This window comes from Sulfitobacter sp. CB2047, from assembly GCF_000735125.2.
Lineage (GTDB): Bacteria > Pseudomonadota > Alphaproteobacteria > Rhodobacterales > Rhodobacteraceae > Sulfitobacter > Sulfitobacter pontiacus.
The window spans coordinates 783463-801374 of record NZ_CP072613.1; the positions used below are offsets into that span (position 1 = coordinate 783463).

General features: G+C 65.4%; 17 protein-coding genes and 1 riboswitch. Of the genes, 3 read left to right on the top strand and 14 right to left on the bottom strand.

Going from position 1 to position 17912, the window contains the following annotated elements; genetic code table 11:
- The first annotated feature begins 152 nt into the window (after positions 1 to 152).
- Both IV89_RS03675 and cueR read left to right on the top strand, forming a co-directional pair.
- Complete coding sequence (locus tag IV89_RS03675; protein ID WP_037941154.1) at positions 153 to 2609, top strand: heavy metal translocating P-type ATPase; 2457 nt, start codon at positions 153 to 155, stop codon at positions 2607 to 2609.
- Positions 2610 to 2629: 20 nt separating this feature from the next.
- Entirely contained in the window at positions 2630 to 3016 is a 387-nt protein-coding gene (cueR, locus tag IV89_RS03680) for a Cu(I)-responsive transcriptional regulator (protein WP_005850098.1), read from the top strand.
- A gap of 9 nt (positions 3017 to 3025) precedes the next feature.
- Here the strand turns inward: cueR and cobF are convergent, their stop codons facing one another.
- The 7 genes from cobF to IV89_RS03715 form a co-directional block, all read right to left on the bottom strand.
- Complete coding sequence (gene cobF, locus IV89_RS03685) at positions 3026 to 3778, bottom strand: precorrin-6A synthase (deacetylating) (RefSeq protein WP_037941156.1); 753 nt, start codon at positions 3776 to 3778, stop codon at positions 3026 to 3028.
- 61 nt (positions 3779 to 3839) lie between these two features.
- A complete protein-coding gene (locus IV89_RS03690; RefSeq protein WP_009825407.1) occupies positions 3840 to 4523 on the bottom strand; it encodes an energy-coupling factor ABC transporter permease in 684 nt (227 codons plus the stop codon).
- A gap of 71 nt (positions 4524 to 4594) precedes the next feature.
- Positions 4595 to 4811: riboswitch (cobalamin riboswitch) on the bottom strand.
- Positions 4812 to 4837: 26 nt separating this feature from the next.
- Positions 4838 to 5554: a uroporphyrinogen-III C-methyltransferase gene (gene cobA, locus IV89_RS03695; protein WP_009825406.1), complete on the bottom strand. Its 717-nt coding sequence runs from the start codon at positions 5552 to 5554 to the stop codon at positions 4838 to 4840.
- Entirely contained in the window at positions 5551 to 6876 is a 1326-nt protein-coding gene (locus IV89_RS03700) for a cobyrinate a,c-diamide synthase (protein WP_009825405.1), read from the bottom strand. The genes cobA and IV89_RS03700 overlap by 4 nt, the downstream gene beginning before the upstream one ends.
- Positions 6873 to 7658, bottom strand: coding sequence for a precorrin-4 C(11)-methyltransferase (cobM, locus tag IV89_RS03705; protein WP_037941160.1), 786 nt, complete (start codon positions 7656 to 7658; stop codon positions 6873 to 6875). Before cobM ends, IV89_RS03700 begins: the two co-directional genes overlap by 4 nt.
- Positions 7655 to 8014 (bottom strand): cobalamin biosynthesis protein, encoded by a 360-nt coding sequence (locus IV89_RS03710; protein ID WP_037941326.1) that lies wholly within the window; start codon positions 8012 to 8014, stop codon positions 7655 to 7657. Before IV89_RS03710 ends, cobM begins: the two co-directional genes overlap by 4 nt.
- The gene (locus tag IV89_RS03715) at positions 8011 to 9207 is read right to left on the bottom strand and encodes a bifunctional cobalt-precorrin-7 (C(5))-methyltransferase/cobalt-precorrin-6B (C(15))-methyltransferase (protein WP_037941162.1); all 1197 of its coding nucleotides are present in this window, start codon (positions 9205 to 9207) and stop codon (positions 8011 to 8013) included. The genes IV89_RS03710 and IV89_RS03715 overlap by 4 nt, the downstream gene beginning before the upstream one ends.
- Here IV89_RS03715 and IV89_RS03720 point away from each other — a divergent pair.
- On the top strand, positions 9206 to 9955 hold the full coding sequence (locus tag IV89_RS03720) for a cobalt-precorrin-6A reductase (protein ID WP_037941165.1): 750 nt from the start codon (positions 9206 to 9208) through the stop codon (positions 9953 to 9955). The genes IV89_RS03715 and IV89_RS03720 overlap by 2 nt on opposite strands.
- On the opposite strand, the gene cobJ is transcribed toward IV89_RS03720, so the two are convergent.
- The 7 genes from cobJ to IV89_RS03755 are packed head-to-tail and all read right to left on the bottom strand — an operon-like array spanning position 9931 to position 17831.
- Entirely contained in the window at positions 9931 to 10668 is a 738-nt protein-coding gene (gene cobJ / locus IV89_RS03725) for a precorrin-3B C(17)-methyltransferase (protein WP_037941168.1), read from the bottom strand. The two genes, IV89_RS03720 and cobJ, sit on opposite strands and share 25 nt — an antisense overlap.
- On the bottom strand, positions 10665 to 11381 hold the full coding sequence (locus IV89_RS03730; RefSeq protein WP_037941170.1) for a precorrin-2 C(20)-methyltransferase: 717 nt from the start codon (positions 11379 to 11381) through the stop codon (positions 10665 to 10667). Before IV89_RS03730 ends, cobJ begins: the two co-directional genes overlap by 4 nt.
- Positions 11382 to 11383: 2 nt before the next feature.
- The gene (locus IV89_RS03735) at positions 11384 to 12013 is read right to left on the bottom strand and encodes a precorrin-8X methylmutase (RefSeq protein WP_037941172.1); all 630 of its coding nucleotides are present in this window, start codon (positions 12011 to 12013) and stop codon (positions 11384 to 11386) included.
- On the bottom strand, positions 12014 to 13156 hold the full coding sequence (cobG, locus tag IV89_RS03740) for a precorrin-3B synthase (protein WP_037941174.1): 1143 nt from the start codon (positions 13154 to 13156) through the stop codon (positions 12014 to 12016).
- Positions 13153 to 16413 carry a cobaltochelatase subunit CobN gene (gene cobN, locus IV89_RS03745; protein WP_037941175.1) on the bottom strand — a complete coding sequence of 1087 codons (3261 nt, stop codon included), beginning with the start codon at positions 16411 to 16413 and terminating at the stop codon, positions 13153 to 13155. The genes cobG and cobN overlap by 4 nt, the downstream gene beginning before the upstream one ends.
- Before the next feature lie 6 nt (positions 16414 to 16419).
- Entirely contained in the window at positions 16420 to 17454 is a 1035-nt protein-coding gene (gene cobW, locus IV89_RS03750; protein ID WP_009825395.1) for a cobalamin biosynthesis protein CobW, read from the bottom strand.
- Positions 17451 to 17831: a DUF1636 domain-containing protein gene (locus IV89_RS03755; protein WP_005850076.1), complete on the bottom strand. Its 381-nt coding sequence runs from the start codon at positions 17829 to 17831 to the stop codon at positions 17451 to 17453. Before IV89_RS03755 ends, cobW begins: the two co-directional genes overlap by 4 nt.
- Positions 17832 to 17912 lie beyond the last annotated feature (81 nt).

The following is a 17912-nucleotide window of genomic DNA, read 5'->3' on the forward strand; positions in this document are numbered from 1 at the left end:
TCACCATCGCGCAGATGTCTTTCCAAAGTCTTAACCGGCCTAGGGCAGACACCGGAATCTGCAGCGAAATCGAATAAAATCCATATCACCGCTTGACCTTCCATTAACTGGAAGCCCTATCTGAGGGGCAAGACACCCCAAGGAGACGGCTGATGGGCGATGTAGTTGCGATAAATTTTGGAATTGGCGGTATGAATTGCGCCTCTTGCGTGGGGCGGGTCGAGACCGCGCTTGGACGCGTGGAGGGTGTGCAGGACGCCCGCGTGAACCTCGCCTCGGAAACGGCGTCGCTGCAGGTGGCATCGGGGTTCGACCCCAAGGACGCCGTCGCCGCACTTGCGACCGCAGGCTACCCCGCCACCGTGCAAACGCGGCGCTATGCCATTGAAAACATGTCCTGTGCGTCCTGCGTCGGGCGGGTCGAACGCGCCTTGGCGGCCGTGCCGGGTGTGGTCGATGTCAGCGTCAACCTCGCCCGGGAAGAGGCCGTGGTGCAGTCGCTTACCGCAGAGCCGGATGCCGCCATTGTGCAGGCTGCGCAAGCCGCGGGCTACCCCGCCACCCCTGTGACGGACACCGCATCTTCCCCCGCGCCGGACCGCAAGGTTGAAGAAGCCGCGCATCTTAAACGTATGACGCTGCTGGCCGCGGCGCTGACCCTGCCGGTGTTTGTGCTCGAGATGGGCGGCCATATGATCCCCGCGTTCCACCATTGGGTGATGTCGACGCTGGGGCAGCAGCTGAGCTGGTCGATCCAGTTCGTGCTGACCACCATCGTTCTGGCATGGCCCGGGCGGCGCTTTTTTGTCACCGGCGTGCCAGCGCTGTTGAAACGCACGCCTGACATGAACTCTCTGGTGTTTCTGGGGGCCACGGCGGCATGGGGTTTTTCCACCGTGGCGCTGTTCTTGCCACAGTTGCTGCCCGCCGGTGCGCAAGCGGTCTATTTCGAAGCCGCCGCGATGATCGTCACGCTGATCCTGCTGGGGCGCACGCTAGAGGCGCGGGCAAAGGGCCAAACCGGGCAAGCGATCCGCAAACTGGTCGGGCTGCGCCCCAAAACCGCGCGGGTAGAGCGGGACGGCAACGTGTCAGAGGTTGCGATCGACGCGATCACCGTCGGCGATCTGATCCATGCGCGCCCCGGTGAAAAGATCGCCGTAGACGGGACCGTGACACGTGGCAGTTCCTATGTCGATGAAAGCATGATCACCGGCGAACCCGTGCCCGTCGAAAAACTGCCCGACATGCGTGTGGTCGGGGGGACGGTGAATGGCACCGGCGCGTTGGTTTACCGCGCGACCCATGTGGGCGCGGACACGACCTTGTCGCAGATCGTGCGCATGGTCGAGGACGCCCAAGGTGCCAAGCTGCCGGTGCAGGATATGGTCAACCGCATCACCATGTGGTTCGTGCCCGTCGTCATGGCGATTGCCGCGGCCACTTTCCTTGTCTGGCTTGCGTTCGGGCCGCAGCCGTCCTTGGGGCACGCTCTGGTAGCAAGCGTCGCGGTGCTGATCATCGCCTGCCCCTGTGCGATGGGGCTGGCCACGCCGACCTCTATCATGGTGGGCACGGGGCGAGGGGCCGAGATGGGCGTGCTGTTCCGCAAGGGGGATGCGCTTCAGGTCTTGGCCGAGGTCGATACCATCGCGCTTGATAAAACCGGCACGCTGACCGCCGGTCGGCCTGAGGTGACGGATCTGGATGTCTTCAACGGCTGGTCGCAGGCCGATGCGTTGCGGCTCGTTGCGTCGGTCGAGGCGCAGTCAGAGCACCCGATTGCCAGCGCCATCCTGCGCCATGCCGAAACACAGGGGCTGTCGCTGGCAGCGGTAACCTCTTTTGCCTCGCACACCGGCCACGGTGTACGCGCCGAGGTCGAGGGGCGTCGCGTGCTTGTCGGGGCGGACCGTTTCATGCAGGCCGAAGGGGTCTCTCTCGCCGCGGCAGAGGGGCGGTCGGCAGCATGGGGGGCAGAGGGCAAGACACCGCTTTTCGCCGCCGTGGATGGGGCGCTTGTCGCGATGATCGGCGTCGCCGACCCGATCAAGGAAACGACGCCCCAAGCGCTGGAGGCGCTGCACGAAGCGGGGCTGAAAATCGCCATGATCACCGGTGATAACAAGGCGACGGCGCAGGCCATTGCCGACCGTTTGGGGATCGATACCGTGGTCGCCGAAGTGCTGCCCGACGGCAAGGTCGCCGCGCTGGAGGACCTGCAACAGGCGGGCCACAAGGTCGCCTTTGTCGGGGACGGGATCAATGATGCGCCCGCGCTGGCGGGGGTCGACGTGGGCATCGCCATCGGTACCGGAACGGATGTCGCTATCGAAGCGGCCGACGTGGTGCTGATGTCGGGCGATCTGCAAGGGGTGGTGAACGCCCTGCACATCAGCCAGCACACCATGCGCAATATTCGCCAGAACCTCTTCTGGGCCTTTGGCTATAACGCGCTGCTGATCCCCGTTGCCGCCGGTGTGCTCTATCCGCTGTTCGGCGTGCTGCTGTCGCCCGTGCTTGCCGCCGCCGCCATGGCATTGTCGAGCGTCTTTGTCCTGTTCAACGCCCTGCGCCTGCGGTGGATCGCCGCCGCAGCAACCGCCTAATTCAACGAAAGGAGACGTCTATGAACATCGGTGACGTGTCGAAAAGCGCAGGTCTGCCTGCCAAGACCATCCGCTACTACGAAGACATCGGTCTGATCACGCCTGCGCGTGACACCAACGGGTATCGCAGCTTTTGCGACAGCGACGTGCACAAGCTGACGTTTCTGGGCCGTGCGCGGGCTTTGGGCTTCACGATCGAGAATTGCCGCGACCTGCTGGCGCTTTGGGATGATCAGGATCGCGCCAGCGCCGATGTCCGTGCCATCGCCCAGCAACATTTGGCGCAGATCGAAAGCAAGATCGCGGACCTGCAAGATATTCGTCAGACCTTGACCCATCTGGTGCATGAATGCGCTGGCGATGACCGCCCCGATTGCCCGATTTTGCAACGGCTTGAAAAGCTGTAGCGCGCGTGTCTACCGGCGCAGCAGGTAAATATCCATGATCCAGCCATGGGCGGCGCGGGCCTCTGCCCGTGTTGCGATGATGCGGTCGCAGACCTGATCCAGCGGGCCTGCGATGCGACGCTCGTTCGGCATGCCGGCATAGGCGGTCCACCAGATGTGCACGTCGCTGTGCTGCCGCAACACCTCGAAGGCGCAGGTGCCGTCCAGCATGACGGCAATCGTATCCACACCCTGCGGCCAGCCATGATCGCGCAGCTGCCGGCCGGTGGTGATCGTGACGGGATTGCCGATGGTGTTCAGCGGGATCGCATGGCCCGCCGTCAGTACCTGAAGAGAGGTGATCCCCGGCACGATATCGACGGTGAGTGTGACGACCTTTTGCAACCGCTCCGCAATGCGCAGGGTGCTGTCATACAGCGACGGATCCCCCCATACGAGGAAACCGACACGGCCGCCTTGGGGCAGGGTGCGCTGCATCTCGGCCAGCCAGACCTGTGCAATGGCATCATGCCAATCGTGGACGCCCGCGTGATAATCAGGGTTGGCGGCGTCGCGTTTGGGCAGGGTGAATTCGTGAATTTCAGGCCCGTCCGACCGCAGCACCTGGGCGCAAATCTCGTGCCGCAGGCCAGCCAGATCATCCTTGCCCGCGCCCTTGGACGGAATCAGGATCACATCGCAGGCATTCAACGCGTCGATGGCTTGTAATGTCAGGTGTTTGGGATTGCCGGACCCGATGCCGATCAGTGAAAGCGTAAACATCTTGAGGCTCCGGCAGGGGGTGACGCGGCCCGCAGAGTAGGGGGCCGCGTCGGGTCTTGGATTATTCAGCGGCAGTCTGTGTCAGACGTTTGGTGAACAGCGCGCTGCCCGCGAAATCACGCAGGGTTTTCGCGGCGGCGAGCACGGCCAGATCCACCAGCGGCTCGATCAGGATGACCATCATATAGGCCCCGCCAAAGCTGGCCACAGCGGCGATGTTGCTGGCGGCAAAGCCCTGACCGTAGATGGCCCAGAAGGCGACCCAGCCCACAACGCCCGCCTGAAACGCGGTCGACAGCTTGAGCGCTTGAACATAGGTCAGATCAACATAGGCGGTGTTGGGCGCGATGATGCGTTTGGCCAGCGCCGAGACCATGAACAAAGGCACCAGCAGCGTGGTGACGTTCATCGTGTATTGCGGCAGGTCGATGGGGGCAAAGAACACGCCCTGCGCCAGCAGACCAAGCGCAAGACCCGCAGCCGCAGGGGCCACGCCGAACAGCAGGAACAGGGTCGACCCGAGGATCAGGTGCACTTCGCTCACGCCCACGGGGAAATGCGGGAAGACCTGAAAAAAGACAAAGGTCAGCGCGGTGGCCACCATGGCCCCGCCCGCAAAAGGCACGACGCCTTTCTCACGGACAGAGTCCATTGCGGTTTTCGCGGTATAGGCCGCAGCACCGGCGGCGGTGCCATAGGACAGGACCAGCTTGGCGCCGGTCACGACTTCGGGTTCGATATGCATATTCAGGTCTCCTTACCGTCTTCCCCGACGGCATAATGTGAAAGCCGCCCCGGGGGGCAGCCAGTTGGATCGGGGATCATCCCCATGACGGCAGGTCTCCTGACTTTGTGCGTCCATGCGTGCCGCGCCTTCCCAGGCGGTGTGGCCCAGTGGCAATGCGGGTTGCTCTTCACTTACAGGTGCGGGGGCAGTTCCGGATTTGGCACCTTTGCTTTGGCACCGCACCGTATTCCCTTTTCACCCCGATTGCCCGAAGGCGCACGGGGAACCGTCCGGAATAGGTGGTCATTTTCGGGCAGGTTTTGTCAAGTCATCTATTCGGTCAACGGCCCGTAAAGGATCAGCGCAGGCGCTGACGTTGCGGGATCCAGCGGCAGATGGGCAAGGCTTTCCACGGTGTGGCGGCTCAGCTTTTGATCGGGGGTCGATACCGCCTCTGCCAGCAGGGCTGGGGTCGAGGGGGGCAAGCCCGCCTCGATCAGCCGCGCGGCGAAACCCGCAAAGGTGCGCCGCCCCATGTAGACGACCGTGGTCGCCGTAGGGTCGGCCAGCGCCGCCATGTTGAGATCTTCGGGCAAGGCACCCGATTCGCCGTGGCCGGTGATGAATTGCACCCGCCGTGCGGTCAGCCGCCGGGTCAGCGGGATCATCGCCGCCGCCGCCGCCGAAGACGCCGCCGTCACACCGGGGATGATCTCGAAGGCAACGCCTGCGGCTTTCAGCGCGGTCAGCTCTTCTTCAAGCCGGCCAAACACGCCCGCGTCCCCGCTTTTGAGCCGCACCACCCGCGCGCCGGTCAATGCGTGTTCGACCAGCAAACGGCTCACGTGATCCTGCTTCGGAGACAGCCGTCCGGCGCGTTTGCCGACCCCGATCAGATCCGCCTCGGGTGAGACATGTTCAAGGATCGGACCCGCCGACAGATCGTCGAACAGCACGACTTCGGCCTCTTGCAACCGCTTTACCGCCTTCACGGTCAGCAGCTCGGGATCACCCGGACCGGAGGAGACGAAAGAGACAAAACCGCTCATGACGCCCCCGCGATCAGGTGAAAGAAGGTGCCCGTCGCATGGCCGCGGCGCGAGCCTGTCTCGGGCACTTCGGCCCCATTGGCATCGACCACCCGCGCCAGCGGCGTGTCTGGTTGCGACAGGATGGTAGAATAGTGGAATTCATGCCCGCGCAACCGCGCGCCCGCGTCATAGCCGGGGCCGGGTTCGTTCAGCGTGGCAAGCCGGTAGCCCAGATGCATCTTGCGCTTCTCATAGCTGGTTTCCAGCCCCAGCAGCCCCGCCATCTGGTGCCGCACGCCTTCCTTGTCGACCAACCCGGCCCCCATCGCCATATACCCCCCGCATTCCCCATGCACCGGGCGCGTCGTGGCGAATTGTTGCAGGCTGTCGCGGAACTGCGCGGCAGCGGCAAGGCGTCCGGCATGCAGCTCGGGATAGCCGCCGGGCAGCCAGCAGATGTCGGCGCTGTCGTCCGGTGCCTCATCCGCCAGCGGCGAGAAGGGCAACACCTGCGCACCCGCGGCGATCCAGTGGTCCAGCAAATGCGGATAGATGAACGAAAACGCGGCGTCTTTGGCCAAAGCGATCCGTTGACCGGGGGGCGGGGGCAGCACATCTGGCCCGTCGGGAATGCTGCGCCCTTGGGCGGCAGAGACGATCAGATCAAGGTCGATATGCTGCGCGATGAAATCACCTGCCGCATCCAGCAGCTTCATCAGCTCGGGCTGCTCCTCGGCCTGCACCAGACCCAAGTGGCGTTCCGGCAGCGTGACCGATCCCTGTCGGGGCAGCGCGCCCAGAACGGGGATGCCGACCTGCTCCATCCCCAGACGCAGCAGGGCCTCGTGACGGGGGCTGGCGACCTTGTTCAGCACCACACCCGCGACATGCACATCTGGGCGCATCGTCTTGAACCCAAGGGCGGTGGCCGCAGCCGATTGCGCCTGACCCGATACATCCAGCAGCAACACCACCGGCCAGCCCGTCATGGCAGAGATATCGGCGCTCGCCCCGTTCGAGGTTTCCCCCGGTTGCGCCACACCATCAAACAGCCCCATTGACCCTTCGATCAGGGCGAGATCGCCGCCATGGGCGGTGCCGATCAGGTTGCACAACACGCCCGACCCCATGGCCCAACTGTCGATATTATAGGACGACCGCCCGCAGGCCGCGCGGTGGAAGCCGGGGTCGATGTAATCCGGCCCGCTCTTGAACGGGCGCACGTCGACGCCGCGACGGCTGAGCGCGTTCAAAAGGCCCAGCATCAAGGTGGTCTTGCCCGTGCCCGACGCCGGGGCCGAGATCATCAGGCCCTTGGGCAGTTGCGTTGTCTCGATCATTCTGTGCCCTCTGGAAAGCGCGGCTCTGTGCCCACGGGGCGGAAACGGCGGTCGTAATCGCCAGCGTACAGACAGCTTTCGCGGAACTCCTCTGCCGTCAGCGCGCGGCCGACAAGGATCAGCGCCGTGCGCCCGCGTTCGCCGTCGGTGGCGTCAATCACGCTGCCCAAGGTCGCCCGCACCACCCGTTGATCCGGCCAGCTTGCGCGCCAGACGATGGCGACGGGGCAGTCTTCTCCGTAATGAGGGGTGAGCCGCGCGACCACATCATCCAGCACATGTACCGACAGGTGGATCGCCAGCGTGGCACCCGTGGCGGCGAAATTCTCGAGCGTTTCACCCTCGGGCATGGCCGAGGCCCGCCCCGAGGTCCGCGTCAACACCAGCGACTGCGCCACACCGGGCAGCGTCAGCTCGTTCCCCAAAGCGGCGGCGGCAGCGGCAAAGGCGGGCACGCCGGGGGTGATGTCATAGTCGATGTCCAACTCGCGCAAGCGGCGCAGCTGCTCGCCCATGGCGGACCAGACCGACAGATCACCCGAATGAAGCCGCGCCACATCCTGCCCCGCATCATCGGCGGCCTTGATCTCTGCCATGATCTCGTCCAGCGACAGCGACGCGGTGTTCACGATCTTCGCATCCGCAGGGCAGTAGGACAGCAGCTCAGACGGGACCAACGATCCGGCATACAGACACACAGGGCAGGCCGCGATCAGGTCGCGCCCCCGCAGGGTCAGCAGATCAGGGGCACCGGGGCCCGCGCCGATAAAGTGAACAGTCATGGGGCAATTCCTTCCGCGATAGCTACGGTGGCCATGCCATTGGGGCTGGCCACACGCAAGGTCGTCAATTTGGCACCGCGACCGGCAACGCGCAATGCGGCGGCCTCGGCAAGTGATCCGGTCCCGAACCGCGCCTGCACGCGCGGTGACACGGTGCGCGTCGGGATGTCTGCGATATCGGCTTCCGACAGTTCGATCAGCGGCAATCCCAGACTGTCGGCAAAGCGCCGTAGCGCTGGCGTCACCTTGATCGCGAGGGTCGCGAGCGTGTCCGGCGTGCGCCGCGTCAGCGCAAGAGCCGCGTGTAAATCCGCCTCGGTCGCATCCGCGCGCAATCCTATGCCCGCGACGATCATCGGGTGACGCTCCATTGCAGTTGCGGGCGGCTGGGGTGCCAGCCCTGCATGGTCCCCAAGGGGGCCGCCTGCGCCAAGTCGATCCGCAGCAATTGCCCGCCGTGCATCCCGTGCCAGCGGATCAGCAAGGCTTGGGTTTCAAGCGCCACCGCATTCGCCACCAGCCGCGTGCCCGGCGTGATCCTGTGCCAGATCGCCTGCAAGACATCCTCTGACGCGCCACCCCCCAGAAAGACCGCAGCGGGCAGGGGCAGATCGGCCAGCGCATCGGGGGCCGTGCCCCGGACGCAGCGCATCCGACCCGCCAGCCCAAAACGGCGGGCGTTCTCGGTGATATTATCGCAGCGGCTTTCGCGCGGCTCGATTGCAATGGACTGCGCTTGCGGCGCGGCCAGACACCATTCAACAGAGACAGAGCCCGATCCGCCCCCCACATCCCACAGCAGCTCCCCCGCGCGGGGGGCCAGCGCGGCCAGCGTCAACGCGCGCATGGGTGATTTGGTGATCTGGCTGTCATGGGCAAAAAGCGCCGCGTCCCGTCCGGGCGCGTGGCTGAACCCAGCCCCCCCCGATACCGCAATCGCCACCACTACAGGGGCGGCAATGTCGCTCAGGTCAAACGTCGCAGCATCGGCCGCGCGCGCGATTTCACGCGGACCGCCAAGCGCCTCCATCACCGTCAGGCGGGACGTGCCTAAACCCTGCGCGGTCAGATAGTCTGCCAGCGCCGCAGGGGCAGATCCATCGCGCAACGTGCAGATCAGCCGCGCACCTGCCGCCAGATGGGGCAGCAATACCTCGAACGGGGCAGCATGCAGGCCAAGGGTCGTGACCTCCTCCAACCGCCAGCCAAGCCGCGCAGCCGCCAGCGTCATGCAGGACGGCGCGGGAAAGCAGCGCCATTCCGACGGGTCCAGCACCTGCGCCAGCGAACCGCCCACGCCGTGCCAGAAAGGATCACCCGAGGCGAGCACCACCACCGCACGCCCGCGATGTTCCAACACCGGCGCTACACTGAACGGCAGCGGCCATTCCCGCCCCCGCGCCCCCGCGTCACAAAGCGCCAGATGCCGGGCCCCGCCAAAGATCACTTCGGCCTCTGCCAGCGCCTTTCGACTTGCATCGGTCAGCCCGCCAAGGCCATCTTCGCCCAGACCAATCAGGGTCACCCAGGCAGCAACAGGATCAGCCATGACGCGCACCCTCATTCTTGGCGGCACGACAGAGGCCTCCAGCCTCGCGCGCGCGCTGGCCGACCGTGGCGATGATGCGCTGTTCAGCTATGCCGGACGCACGGCCGCCCCCGTGGCGCAGCCGCTGCCCACCCGCGTGGGTGGCTTTGGCGGCGTGGCCGGATTGCTGGCGTTTATCGCGCAGAACCACATCACCCGCGTGATCGACGCGACCCATCCCTTCGCCGCACAGATGAGCCGTAACGCCCATGCCGCCAGCACGCAGGCAGGCATCCCGCTGGCCGCTTTTGAGCGTGCCCCGTGGGCCGAGACTGCCGCCGACAATTGGACCCATCTGCCAAGTATTGAAGCCGCCGCCGCCGCGCTGCCGCAGGTGTCGACGCGGGTCTTTCTGGCCATCGGCAAGCAGGCGCTGTCTGTCTTTGCCAACCATCCGCAGCACCATTATCTGCTGCGGCTGGTGGACCAGCCCGCCGCGCCGCTGCCCTTGCCGCATACGACCGTGACCCTCGCCCGCGGACCGTTCGACCTGGCCGGAGACATCGCCCTGCTGCGCGACCACGGGACCAAGCTGATCATCGCCAAGAACGCCGGCGGCACGGGGGCCGAGGCCAAGCTTATCGCCGCGCGCGAGCTGGGGCTGCGCGTGCTGATGATCCAGCGCCCCGCGGTGCCCCCTCGCACCACATTTGCGCGGCTCGACGATATCCTGGCGTGGCTTGATCATACGACGGACCGTGGCGTGTAGATATGTGTCCCGACGCGGCGGGTATCGGCGTTGCCCACGATCACAACCGTGCGCATATCGGCCATCTCCGGCGTCGCTTCGGCCAGCGTGACGGTGCGCAATGTCTCGTCCGGGTGGCTGACGTTGCGCGCGAAAGAGATCAAGGTCTCCGGCCCGCAAGCCTCGCGCAGAATATCAAGCGCGGTGGCGAACTGATGCGGCCGCGAGGCCGAGCGCGGGTTGTAGAACGCCATGGCGAACCCTGCTTCCCCCGCCAGCCGCAGCCGTTTTTCGATCAGCGACCAGGGTTTCAGATTGTCCGACAGGTTGATCGCGCAGAAATCATGCCCCAGCGGTGCCCCCAACCGCGCCGCCGCCGCGAGCATCGCGGTGATGCCGGGCAGGACGCCTATATCGATTGCCAGCCAGTCTTCCGGGCCTTTCTCCAACGCCTCGAACAGGGCAGAGGCCATGGCAAAGACCCCCGGATCGCCCGAAGACACCACCACCACACGCCGCTCCGCCGCCGCCATTTCAAGCGCATGTGCGGCGCGGTCCAGCTCTACCCGGTTGTCGCTTTCATGCAGGGTCAGCCCGTCGCGCGGGGCAATCCGGCGCACATAGGGGATGTAGCCGACAATATCGGTCGCCGCGTCCACGGTGGCGCGCACCTCTGGCGTGACCAGCGCCTCGTCTCCGGGGCCAAGGCCGACAACGCGCACCCAGCCGGTCATGGTCGCCGCCCCTGACCATGCACGATCGCGATCGAGAAATAGGGCACGTCGGCCGGAACTTCCGTCAGCTTTTGCACCGTCTGCCCCGCCATCGTGCCTTTCTCGACCAGCCATGCGTCCTGCAAGCGGCCCGCCTTGGTCAGTGCGCGCTTCAACTTATCAAGGTTGCGGCCAATCTTCATCACCACCAGCGCATCGGTATTAGCGGCCCGCGTGGCCAGCTCTTCCTCGTCCAGCGTGGCCATGAGCACGGTCAGCACATCATCACCCCAGGTGATCGGATGCCCCGTCGCGGTCCAGCAGCCCGACATGCCGGTGATGCCGGGCACGATCTCGATCTCGGCGCGGCCCTGAAGGCGGCTGTGCAGATGCATGAAAGACCCGTAAAAGAACGGATCCCCTTCACAAAGCACGATCACATCTTCACTCTGCGCGAGGTCAGTCAGACGCTCGGCCCAATCGTCGTAGAAGGCCGACAGCAGACGGTTATACTCGGGATCGCTGAAGTGGATCTCTGTCGTGACGGGGTATTCCATCGCATGTTCCACCGCCGTCTCGGCGATGATGCCGTCCACGATGGTGCGGGCCTGCCCGCGCCGCCCGGGTTTGCGGAAAAACGCGACGTGTTGCGCGCCGGTCAGCAGGCGGTGCGCCTTGACGCTCATCAATTCGGGATCGCCGGGGCCAAGCCCGATGCAAATGACCTTGCCCATCGTTATTCCTTCCACGTGGCCAGCGCGTTCACCGCCGCCACGGTAATCGCCGAACCGCCCAAACGCCCCTGCACGATCATCGACGGCACGGGCAAATCCTGCATCAGCGCCTCTTTCGATTCCGCCGCGCCGACAAAGCCGACGGGGCAGCCGATGATGGCCGCAGGGCGCGGACAGTCGGGATCTTCGAGCATATTCAGCAGGTGGAACAGCGCCGTTGGCGCGTTGCCGATGGCCACCAAGGCCCCCGCCAGATGCGGCCGCCACAGTTCAAGCGCCGCGGCAGAGCGTGTGTTGCCCATCTGCTGCGCCAGCTCTGGCACCTTGGGGTCGCGCAGGGTGCAGATGATCTGGTTGTCAGCGGGCAGGCGCGTGCGGGTGATCCCTTCGGACACCATATGCGCATCACATAAGATCGGCGCGCCGTCCGCCAGCGCCGCCCGTGCAATCTGCGCCATGTTTTCAGAAAACTGTACGTGCTTTTCCAGTCCGACCAGACCGGCGGCGTGGATCATCCGAACGGCGACACGTTCTTCATCGGTGGTGAACCGCGCCAGATCAGCCTCGGCGCGGATGGTGGCAAAGCTTTCCAGATAGATCGCGGCACCGTTGGTCTCGTAGGTGTGGGGCACTCAAAGCCTCCTGTCTTGAATTTGGGTCACTGTCAGCGGCGCGCTTTGCGGCGGATCGCCTGCGCGCCCGTGGCGGATAAGGGTGAAATGCCCGTCATAGCTGGCGGTCAGCGTGACGGGGGCAGGGGCGGGATGGGCGCAGCCTTTGGCACAGCCCGAGATATGGATCGTGTCGTCGCTGTCTGGCGACAGATGCGCGGCAATGGCGCGAGCAGCATCGCGGGTATCCGACAGGGCCTGACGGCAGCCGGGGGCACCGGTGCAGACCTGCACACGGCGGCGCGGATCGCGGGCGTCGGTGATGAAATCGGGCAGCGGAGCCGAAGGGGTGCCCCCTTCCATCAACACCATGCGCCAAGGGGTCAGCCGCAGCGCACCAAGCTCCGCCAGCTGCGCAAAGTTTTCCGCCGTGGTCTGGCCAAAGGCAAACCCGAGAAGTGTGCCTTGCGGGGTCATACCGGGCTCAGGGACGGGCGCAGCGGGGAGGGGGGCGGTATCAGCGCCCACCGGAGCCCCCCGCGTCGCGATATGCGCCGCCATGCGCCCCCGACCGTCGGTCACGCCACCGGTGTCCAGAAACCAGCGGGCCAGCGTCAGTGCGGCATCTGCGGCTGTATCCACTGTGACTGGCTGGCCTATCTCCGCCCCGTCCGCCCGGCAGATCAGGCCAGCAGCGCTACGTTCGATCCGGATATCGGCAGAGGTGCACGTCAGCACAGGCCGCGCCCCGCAATCGATCGCAAAGCCGAACTTGCTGGGCAGGTCGGGTGCGCCATCGTTGGAAAGCGCATGGGCCAGCGCTTGTGCCACGCGGTGGCTGTCGTCCCCATCCTGCCAGAACGGCGTCACGGTGATATTGCGCCGCGCCTCTGCCGCCAGATCGGCATCGACAAGGCCAATCTCGCGCAGCCCGTCGACCAATGCGGCATGGCTATCCGTTGTCACCCCGCGCAGTTGCAGGTTCGCGCGGGCCGACAGGTCGATCATCCCGTTGCCATGGGTGCGCGCCAGCGTGGCAACGCGGCGGATCTGGTCAGGGCTCAGCCGCCCCATCGGCACACGCAGCCGCACCACCAACCCGTCGCCCGACATCATCGGTCGCAGCGCACCGGGGCACCAGCCAAAGACCTGCGGCGCGCTCATGCGATGGTGCCTAATTCGGCAAGGACAGAGTTGCGGCGCGATGTCCAAAGCCCCGCCCGGTGCAACGCATCAAACCGCGCGCGCAACGCAGCAAGCGCTTGTGGGTTGGCGTCCTGCATAAAGTCGACCAGATCATCGCGCCCCAGTGTCGCATCGAACATGGCGTCGAACAGATGGTCCGGCACAACGCCCGCCAGATGCGCAAAGGCGGCAAGGTGATCCAGCGTCGCGGCAATCTCGGCGGCACCGCGGAAACCATGCGCCATCATGCCTGTGGCCCAATCGGGGTTGGCGGCACGGGCGCGCACCACACGGGCGAGCTCCTCGGTCAGGGTGCGGGCACGGGGCTGGTCGGGGCGGGTGGCATCCAGATGGTACAGCGCGGCAGCCCCGCCCTTGCCCAAACGCTGCATCGCGGCGGCAAAGCCGGCTTCATGTGCGGCGTAATCCTCTGCCATCAGCAGATCGGTCTCGGGCAGGTCTTGCAGGTGCACGAAACTATCGGCCCGCGTCAGCTGCGTCTCAAGCGCGTCGCGGGCATAGGTGATCTCTCCGCGCGCGTCGATCGCGTAGGACGACGCAGCCAGCCACGCCTCGCCCGCCGCTGTGCGCGCCTCGTCGGAATAATCGTCCATCGCGGTGCCGATCCCCAAGCCATAGGATCCCGGGCGCGGGCCAAAGACACGCGGGGTCTGCACCAGATAGGGGTTATCAGCAGCCGTTTCGGGACGCTCGGCCAGCTTGGCAATTGCCGTCTCGAACAACTGCGCCAGACCGGGGAACATATCGCGGAACAGGCCGGACACCCGCAGGGTCACATCAATGCGCGGACGGTTCAACAGCGCAAGCGGCAGAATGTCGAACCCGCTCACACGGTCGCTGCCGTCATCCCAGCGGGGGGACAGACCCGCCAGATGCAGCGCCATGGCAAACTCCTCGCCCGCCGTGCGGATGGTGGCAGAGCCCCACATGTCCATGACCAACCCCTTGGGCCAGTCGCCGTGATCCTGCAAATGCTTGCGCAACAGCTCCTCGGCCAGCTTCACCCCTTGGGTATAGGCCGCCCGCGAGGGCACGGCCCGTGGATCGGTGGTAAACAGGTTGCGCCCCGTGGGCCGCACATCGCTGCGCCCGCGATAGGGGGACCCCGACGGGCCGGGGGGCACAAACCGCGCCGAAAGCGCCGCGATCAGCCCGTCGATCTCGCCCGTCCCATGATCGCCTGCGCCAAAGACATGCAGCCCGTCGCCATATTGCGTTTCCTTGATGTCGCAGACGAAGCGGTCGATGCGGGTCAGCGCCTCTGCCGCGCTGGCGCTGGCATCAAGGCCGAGGTCCTGCTCTACCCCGCGGCCCTGCGCCTCGGCTCGGATGTCCGCGATCAGCCGGTCGCGCCGCGCAGGGTCCAGCCCGTCCGCGGTCGAGTATTCATCCAGCAGCCGTTCCAACCGTCCGAATGCATCGGGCAGTTTCGATGTCACCAAAGGGGGCGGCATATGGCCCACGGTCACGGCCCCGATACGGCGTTTGGCCTGCGCGGCCTCGCCGGGGTCATTGACGATAAAGGGATAAATCACCGGCATCGGGCCGATCAGCGCCTCGGGCCAGCAGGCGTCAGACAGGGCGACGGATTTGCCGGGCAGCCATTCCAGCGTGCCATGGGCCCCGACATGCACCATCGCATCCGCCTGCTGTTGCAGCCACAGATAGAAGGCGACATAGCCCGGGCGCGGCGTGCGGCTCAGGTCGTGATAGTCATCGTCCCGTTCGGCCAGCGCCCCGCGTTCGGGTTGCAACGCGACCAGCAGCTTGCCACTGCGCAGCGCCGGAAAACAGAACGCCCCGTCGTGAAACAGCGGATCATCCTGCGGCGCGCCCCAGCTTTCGGTCAGATCCTCGCGCAACGCCTGTGGCAGCTTTGCAAGCGCGGCCTCATACTCTGCCATCGGCCAGCGGAGCGTTTCGGTGCCAAGACGGCTGGCAACCGTTTGCGTATCGGCAAACTCCCCCGCATCCATGTCATAGCCCTGCGCCGCCAGCTGGGCCGTCATCTTCTGCAGGGAGGCCAGCGCATCCAGCCCCAGCGCATGGGCCATGTTCCAGTCTTTGCCGGGGTAGGTGGACAGCACCACACCCACAGACTTTGCCGCGTTGTCTTGCACCCGTAGCTGGTGCAAGCGCTGCACGCGATCGGCGATGAAATCCACGCGGTTCGCGTCGGCGCGATGGGCGAAACGGCTGTATTGCAGCGCCTCGTCCCGTTTGCCGGGCTGTTTAAAGCTGACGACACCGCCGAACAGACGGCCATCCACCTCGGGCAAGACGACATGCATCGCCAGATCGGTAGGCGACAGCCCGCGCTCTGATCCGGCCCAATCGCGCCGACGCGCGGTCGATAGGGCGACCTGCACCACGGGGCAATCTGATGCGCCCAGGACCGAGGGTTCATCCGGCCCGCGCTGGGCGGAGAAAGCGGTGGCGTTCACGATCACCGCCGGATCAAGCCGGGCGATCTGCTGCGCGATCCACGGCGCGGTGTCCCCCTTGAGGCTGGGCGCGAAGAGCCCCACGGCGTCAAAGCCGCGCGCGTCAAGCGCTGCGATCAGCGCATCCACAGGATCGGTATCGGCAGCCGTCAAATAGGACCGGTAGAAGGTCACAATCGCGCGCGGCTTGTCGGAGGGTTCCGGCGCAGGGATCACACCGGTATGGGGGCGGTAGAACCCCGCCTCGGGCACGGTCTTGGCCCCTTTGGCCGGCCCCGCGTAAAGCCCTGCGGCCAGCGACAGCTGCGCCAGTGCCGCCTGCGCAGCCACCGCGCCGCCCGTATCGCACAGATGTTGCAAGCGTCTTAACGTCGAATGCGGCAGCGTCGACAGCGCGTCGAGCCGTGGGTCGGGTTGGCCGTCCGCAGGCAGCACCGCCAGCGCGATCTGCTGCTTGCGCGCCATATCCTGCAAGGTCGCCAGCCCGTAAGGCCAATAGCTTTCGCCCCCGATCAGCCGCACCAATACCGCCTTGGCCCCTGCAAGGGTCTGTTCGGCATAGGTATCGACCGACAACGGATGTTTCAGCGCGACCAGATTGGCCAGCCGCAACGACGGCAAGCCCCCTTCCGCACGATGCCAGCCCGCCGCGAAAGCCCCCAGATCACTGTCCGAAAAGGACAGCACCACCAGATCCGCCGGCGTCTGCCCCAGGTCTTGGGGCAGATCGCTTTGGTCCAGTCCGTGGCTTTCGCGAAAGACGACATGCATGGCGGCTTAGCCCTCCAGCACCGCGCGGATCGCGGCTTCGTTCACGTGATCATGCTCTGCGATCACAACCAGCTGGCTGCGGCGCGGCATGTCCCCCCAAGGGCGGTCGAACTGGCTGCGCACGCGTTCGCCCACGGCCTGCACAAGCAGACGCATCGGTTTGTCCTGAACGGCGATATAGCCCTTGACGCGCAGGATTTTCTGCTCGCGCGCCAAGCGCAACACGGCGGCCTCAAGCGTGGCGACATCGGCGACTTCGCCCATGTCGATCACCACGCTTTCAAAGTCGTCATGTTCGTGATCGTCATGCCCGTCGTGGTGGCTGGGGCGCGCGTCGATGTCATCTTCGGCGGCGGCTTCCAGACCCAGCACAACGCGGGGGTCAATCACGCCTTCGGTCATCGGAATGATCGGCAGCTTGCGCGGCGCATGCGCCTCGATCACCTTGCGCGCAGCCTCGACGCCGTCGGGGCCTGCCAGATCGGCCTTGGACAGCAGCACGATGTCGGCGCAGGCGATCTGGTCTTCAAACACCTCGGACAAAGGCGTTTCGTGGTCCAGACTGTCATCGGCATCGCGCTGCGCGGCCACGGCCTCCAGATCGGGGGCGAACTGCCCGCTGACCACGGCTTCGGCATCGGCAAGCGTAATCACGCCGTCCACGGTGATGCGCGACCGGATCGCTGGCCAGTCAAACGCCTTGAGCAAAGGCTTTGGCAGCGCCAGCCCCGACGTCTCGATCAGGATGTGATCAGGCGTTTCAGGCAGGGCCATCAGCGCTTCGATGGTGGGGATAAAGTCATCGGCCACGGTGCAGCAGATACAGCCGTTTGCCAGCTCGACGATGTTCTCGGCGGGGCAATTGTCAATCGCGCAGGATTTCAGGATGTCGCCATCCACACCGGCGGTGCCGAATTCATTGACCAGCACGGCCAGACGCTTGGAGCCCGCGTTCTCCATCAGGTGACGGATAAAGGTGGTTTTGCCAGCGCCCAGAAAGCCGGTGATCACGGTAACGGGGATTTTGGTAAGGTTGGTCATTCGGTAGGCTCCTGTGGGGGAATGCGGGCGATGGATTGTTTGCGGAAGACCACGGGGCGTTCGCGCCAGGGCACCACGCCATCAGAGGTCTGGGCATAGGCAGAGACGCCCTTCACGATATCGGACAAATGCGCGTCCGTGTCGAGATCGCCGTACACATAGGTCCAGCGCGACGGCCCACCCGACAGGACCATCGAACAGCCCCGCGAACAGGCCGACAGACATTCGGCTCCGCGCAGCTGCACACCGTCGGGCAGATGCCCCGACAGCGCGTCAAACAGCTGTTGCCCGGGGCGCGGCGCGTCCTCGGCGGTGATCTGACCTGCGCGACAGGTGGTGCAGATGGTGACGGTGACCGGTTGATCCGTGGTGGTCATATCTTGCCTCATACGTCGATGGGCCAAGGGGGATCGCCAGCAGCGAACGACATGCGAACAGCGTTCTAGGCCAGTCGCGAA